Origin of the sequence: Albidovulum sp. (genome assembly GCF_049646345.1) — a bacterium.
GTDB lineage: Bacteria > Pseudomonadota > Alphaproteobacteria > Rhodobacterales > Rhodobacteraceae > Albidovulum.
This window is the reverse complement of record NZ_JBARVQ010000280.1, coordinates 1-5,387: the sequence shown is the minus strand read 5'-3', so window position 1 is coordinate 5,387 and position 5,387 is coordinate 1. Positions and strand designations below refer to the sequence as shown.

Below are 5,387 nucleotides of genomic sequence, written 5' to 3'. Positions count from 1 at the left end.
GGATTGGAGGGAGGGTCAAGGCCGGTTTCGGCCTTCACTCACCGGTCGAGGAGGCGGCGCAACAGGTCGATATCCTCGGCCAGCTGGCTGTCGGTCGCTTTCAGCTCCTCAACCGTGCGCACGCCGTGCATGATCGTGGTGTGATCGCGCCCGCCGAAACGGCGACCGATATCGGGCAGGGACCGTGTCGTCAGCGTCTTGGACAGATACATCGCCACCTGACGCGGCCGGGCAATGGTGCGCACCCGCTTCGGCCCGATCATGTCGCTGAGGCGGATGTTGTAGTGCTCGGCCACCTTACGCTGGATATCCTCGATCGTGACCTTGCGGTCCGAAGCGCGCAGAATGTCGGAAAGGCAATCCTGCGCCAGTTCCAGCGTGATTTCGCGGCCCACGAGTGAGGCAAAGGCGAAAAGACGGGTCAGCGCACCTTCCAGCACGCGGACGTTGGTGCTGATCCGGTGGGCAAGGAATTCCAGCACACCATTGGCAAGCTTCAGGCCCGGATACTGCCCGCGATAGAAGTCCACCTTCTGCTGCAGGATACCCAGCCGCAATTCGTAATCCGTCGGATGCAGGTCAACGACAAGGCCGCATTGCAGACGGCTCTTGATCCGCTCTTCCAGATCCTTGATCTCACCCGGTGCGCGGTCGGCCGAGATGACGATCTGCTTGTTCTGGTCCACAAGCGCATTGAACGTGTGGAAAAACTCCTCCTGCGTCGATTCCTTGCCGGCGATGAACTGGACGTCATCGACCATCAGCACGTCGACCGAGCGGAACATCTCCTTGAAGTCCATAATCTGCTTTTCGCGCAGGGCCTGGACGAAGCGGTACATGAACTGCTCGGCGGACAGGTAGAGCACGCGCAGGTCCGGCTGGCGGGTCTGAAGCTCATGCGCGATGGAATGCATCAGGTGGGTCTTGCCGAGGCCGACACCGCCATAAAGGAACAGGGGATTGAACGTGACCGGCCCGCCTTCGGCCACACGGCGCGCGGCGGCATGGGCGAGTTCGTTCGGCTTGCCGACGACGAAACTGTCGAAGGTAAAGCGTGCATCCAGCGGAGCACCGGGCAGATCGATGTCGTCATTGTTCCGGGTCTGGCCGCGCGGCTTGCGCCTGGCCGCAGATTCGGTCGGTTTCGCCACGGCAGCCCGCTGGGTCGCGACGTGAAACTCAACGCGTTCCACTTCCTCCCCGGCCTTCGCCAGATGCAGACAAATCTGTTCGGCGAAGTTGCGCGATACCCAATCGCGCATGAACTTGGTCGGTGCCTCGATGCGGGCGATGCCGCCCTTCAGTTCTGACAATTTGAGCGGTTCGATCCAGGTGGCAAAATTGTTCTTTCCGACTGCCTTAAGAAGTTCATTGCGTACCTGCCCCCAGGATTCTTCGGTCATTGTTGTTTACCCAGTCTTTAATCACTGTCCCGCACTGCAGCCGTGCCGGCTTTCTATCGTCAGCGATTCCGGGTCAGCTCCGCGGCAATAAAGCAACCCGAACGCGGAACAGACATTCCGGTTCTGGCGGCTTCCAGCGGAAGCGCGGGCATTCTGGACACAACAGTCACCGAACTGTTCGGCAATGCCAGACAGCCCAATTCTGAACCTGACAGTGTCGGCTAAAGATTGCCAACTATCAGACCAACCACCGCACTGGCCTTGCCAGCGCGTTTTCAGGTTCGTGCAGGAAGCAGCTCCTGTCCGATCCCGTGGTTACCGCATGTCCCCCCAAGACGACGTGAATCGCATGCGGACGCTAGCAAGGCTCCTGCGGGTGCCGCAACAGAACTTCTCGCTTGACTCAATCTTTGGCGGACCGAATCCGGAGAGCTGTGCAAAACGGGCACAGGTCACCTGACGGAAACGCACAAATGAAAAGGGCGTAACCCAAGGTTACGCCCTAAAATCAAGTAGTTACTGCGCAGATCAGGCGCTGAGTGCCTTAACGCGCGCTGCAAGGCGCGACATTTTGCGTGCGGCGGTGTTCTTGTGAACGACACCCTTGGTGACGCCGCGTGCCAGTTCGGGCTGGGCTGCGCGCAGGGCTGCCGCAGCGGCATCCTGATTGCCGGAAGCAATCGCCTCTTCGACCTTGCGAAGATGCGTGCGGATCCGCGAACGGCGGGCTTTGTTGATATCCTGACGACGCTCGGCCTGGCGGGCGCGTTTCTTGGACTGGGGCGTATTGGCCATATGTGGTTTTCCCAACTTCCGGGTTTGTTTCGATACCTAAGCGCGAAAAAACCCGGGTTCCCAGTGAACCGGTCGATTCCAGCCTGAGCGGGCTCCACGCGCATGTGACCGCGCCCCCTTAAGGGAAAACGCGGACAAAGAAAAGGGGTTTTCAGCGATCGCGGAACTGCGGCTGACGCTTTTCCAGAAAGGCGCTCATGCCTTCCTTCTGGTCCTCGGTCGCAAAAAGCGCCTGGAACAGGCGGCGTTCAAACAGAACGCCTTCGCGAAGCGTCGTCTCATAGCTGCGATTGACCGCCTCTTTCACCGCCATAGCGGTCAGGGCTGATTTCTCAGTGATCTTGCGGGCCGTGGCCATGGCTTCAGGGATCAGCTTGTTCGCGGGCACGACGCGGCTGACAAGGCCCGAGCGCTCCGCCTCGGCCGCATCCATGAAGCGCCCGGTTAGATGCATGTCCATCGCCTTCGACTTACCGACAAAGCGGGTCAGACGCTGGGTGCCGCCGATCCCGGCAACCACGCCCAGGTTGATTTCGGGCTGGCCGAACTTTGCGGTGTCGGCCGCGATGATGAAATCGCACATCATCGCCAGTTCGCAGCCGCCACCAAGGGCATAGCCTGCAACCGCGGCGATGATCGGCTTGCGGCAGCGCAGGAAGTCCTCGGTATTGGTGCCAAAGAGGTCTTCGGTAAAGGCTTCCACAAAGGACTTTTCCGACATCTCCTTGATGTCGGCCCCGGCGGCGAACGCCTTGTCCGATCCGGTAATGACGATGCAGCGCACTTTGTCGTTCGCATCGGCGGCGGCCACGGCCTCGCCCAGTTCACCCAGAAGCGCCGCGTTCAGCGCGTTCATTGCGTCGGGTCGGTTGAGGCGGATCAGGGCGACGTAGTCTTCGATCTCGACGATCAAGGTCTCGTAAGCCATGGACAGGGGCCTTTCAGATGGTGCGGAGCAGAGTCCTATCAGTCCGAACGGCGGGATCAAGTCATCTTTGGCAGCGCGCGCAGAAGAATGTGGAGCGGCCGGATTGGGTGATGCGGGTGACCGTGCCGGTGCAACCCTCTGTCGGACAGGACGCCTTTTCGCGGTCATAGACCCTGAAATTGTGCTGGAAATAGCCCAGTTCCCCATCCGCCTGCCGGTAGTCGCGCAAGGACGATCCTCCTGCTTCGATAGCTTCCGAGAGGACCGCTCGGATGATCGGAACCAGACCGGCAACCCGGTTCGCGGCGATCGCACCGGCCTTGCGGCGAGGGTCGATTCCCGCCCGGTGCAGCACTTCGCAGACATAGATATTGCCCAGCCCCGCGACGATCTTCTGATCCAGAAGTGCGGTCTTGATCGGTGTATTCCGCCTTGCAAGGCGCGCAGTCAGGTAGTTCTCATTGAACGCATTTCCCAGAGGTTCCGGACCGATATCGCGAAGCAGCCAATGGGTATCAGCGTCAGCCGTGACCATCAGATCCATCGCCCCGAAGCGGCGGGCATCGTTGAAGGTCACCCGCGCCCCGCCTTCCATGTCCAGCACGACATGGTCGTGCTTGGCAGGGGCCGGGTGGTCATAGTGAAATTCACCCAGCGTCACGCCGGAAATCAGCATCCGCCCCGACATGCCGAGATGGATCAGCAGCGTTTCACCGGTCGAAAGATCGCCGAGAATGTATTTGGAGCGGCGGCGCAGCCCCAGAACCCGGGCACCTGTCAGCCGGTCTGCCATACGTTCGGGAAAGGGAAAGCGCAGATCGGGGCGGTTGACGGACGCCCGTTCGATCACATGCCCTTCCATTGCGGGCAGAAGGCCACGGCGGACGGTTTCGACTTCGGGCAATTCAGGCACGGTCGGATCTGTTCCTTCGGATCTGGTCCATCGCGAATTCTTTGAATTCGCCAATCCCGACACAGTGTTTCAACACCTTTGCCTTTCCTCCCGGCTCGAATCTCAGCACGAATTCATAGGCGCCATCATCGCCGATCCAGTCCAGATTTCGCCAGAGGTATTCGCGGCGGGAAACCATCATGCGCGTCACGATCAGGGCATCGCGACCATATCGCGCTTCGAAACCGAAGATGTAGACAATCCCGTTGATGGCAAAAAACAGCACCACGGCGCTGATATAGGATGCCGGAACGGGCAGCTCTTCTATCGCCTTGTGAAAACCTTCGGGCGCGATATCCGGTCTGAACAGATACAGCCCGATCGCAAAGGTAAGTCCCGTAACGAAGAGCTTTACACCTAAGGAGGCTCTCAGGGTTTGTTCGTTCAGCGTGGAGGGTGCGGGACCCGCAGTGCCGATACGCGCGATCGCATCATAGTGCAGAGGCAAGTCCTGGCCCGAAAAAAGCCGGGCTGGCCCTATTGTGCCTGCATCGCGATGGCGTTTTATGGCGGCGCTGCGACGTTTCACTTTTCGCCATGTGAAATAGCCAATCGTGCCGAAGACAATAACCATCGGCAGGACAACTGATATTGCCCTGCCTGCAAGATTGAGAAGTTCTGCCGCACCCATGCCCCGACCTTTCTTCCCGAAACCCGTTTCCTTTGTGCCAGGTTCGTTATAACTCCTGTGCGGCGGAAATTGGGCTGACAAGATGAAACAAGATCCCGGGCAGAAAACGCATTTTGGCTTCAAGACCGTGCCAGAGTCCGACAAGGCCGGGATGGTCCATGGCGTCTTTACCCGTGTGGCCAACAAATATGACATCATGAACGACGTGATGTCGGTGGGCATTCACCGGCTTTGGAAAGACGCGATGATGGACTGGCTGGCGCCGCGTCCGGGGCAGCGGCTTCTGGATGTGGCGGGCGGGACCGGCGACATTGCCTTCCGGTTCCTGAAACGTGCGCCAGAGGCGACGGCCACGGTGCTGGACATGACCGAATCCATGCTGGTCGAAGGCCAGAAACGCGCCGAGGCCGAGAATATGGCCGACCGCCTGAACTGGGTCGCGGGCGATGCGATGGCTTTGCCGTTTGAGGCGAATACCTTCGACACCTATACGATCAGCTTCGGCATCCGCAACGTGACCCGCATCAATGATGCCCTGTCCGAAGCCTATCGGGTGCTGAAGCCCGGCGGTCGGCTCATGGTGCTGGAATTCAGCCAGTTGCCCAATCCCGGCCTGCAATGGGCCTATGACAAATATTCCTTCAACGTCATCCCGGCGATGGGGCAGATCGTGGCAGG

6 protein-coding genes are annotated in these 5,387 nt (G+C 59.7%); 1 reads left to right on the top strand and 5 read right to left on the bottom strand.

The window, feature by feature from the left end:
* Positions 1 to 38: 38 nt before the first annotated feature.
* The 5 genes from dnaA to WBB85_RS06680 all read right to left on the bottom strand — a co-directional run bounded on the left by dnaA (position 39) and on the right by WBB85_RS06680 (position 4,709).
* Positions 39 to 1,403: a chromosomal replication initiator protein DnaA gene (dnaA, locus tag WBB85_RS06700; RefSeq protein ID WP_432637849.1), complete on the bottom strand. Its 1,365-nt coding sequence runs from the start codon at positions 1,401 to 1,403 to the stop codon at positions 39 to 41.
* A 528-nt stretch (positions 1,404 to 1,931) separates the two neighbouring features.
* Positions 1,932 to 2,198, bottom strand: coding sequence for a 30S ribosomal protein S20 (rpsT, locus tag WBB85_RS06695; RefSeq protein WP_432637848.1), 267 nt, complete (start codon positions 2,196 to 2,198; stop codon positions 1,932 to 1,934).
* A 151-nt stretch (positions 2,199 to 2,349) separates the two neighbouring features.
* Positions 2,350 to 3,126: an enoyl-CoA hydratase gene (locus tag WBB85_RS06690; protein ID WP_432637847.1), complete on the bottom strand. Its 777-nt coding sequence runs from the start codon at positions 3,124 to 3,126 to the stop codon at positions 2,350 to 2,352.
* A 61-nt stretch (positions 3,127 to 3,187) separates the two neighbouring features.
* A complete protein-coding gene (gene mutM / locus WBB85_RS06685; protein ID WP_432637846.1) occupies positions 3,188 to 4,039 on the bottom strand; it encodes a bifunctional DNA-formamidopyrimidine glycosylase/DNA-(apurinic or apyrimidinic site) lyase in 852 nt (283 codons plus the stop codon).
* A complete protein-coding gene (locus tag WBB85_RS06680; protein ID WP_432637845.1) occupies positions 4,032 to 4,709 on the bottom strand; it encodes a hypothetical protein in 678 nt (225 codons plus the stop codon). The genes mutM and WBB85_RS06680 overlap by 8 nt, the downstream gene beginning before the upstream one ends.
* Positions 4,710 to 4,791: 82 nt before the next feature.
* Here WBB85_RS06680 and WBB85_RS06675 point away from each other — a divergent pair.
* Positions 4,792 to 5,387: class I SAM-dependent methyltransferase (locus WBB85_RS06675; protein ID WP_432637844.1), on the top strand; the 596-nt coding region annotated here is incomplete at its 3' end.

Coding starts and splice junctions, on each gene's coding strand:
- WBB85_RS06680 (WP_432637845.1), bottom strand. CDS start 4,709: ATGGGTGCGGCAGAACTTCTCAATCTTGCAGGCAGGGCAATATCAGTT.
- WBB85_RS06690 (WP_432637847.1), bottom strand. CDS start 3,126: ATGGCTTACGAGACCTTGATCGTCGAGATCGAAGACTACGTCGCCCTG.
- rpsT (WP_432637848.1), bottom strand. CDS start 2,198: ATGGCCAATACGCCCCAGTCCAAGAAACGCGCCCGCCAGGCCGAGCGT.
- dnaA (WP_432637849.1), bottom strand. CDS start 1,403: ATGACCGAAGAATCCTGGGGGCAGGTACGCAATGAACTTCTTAAGGCA.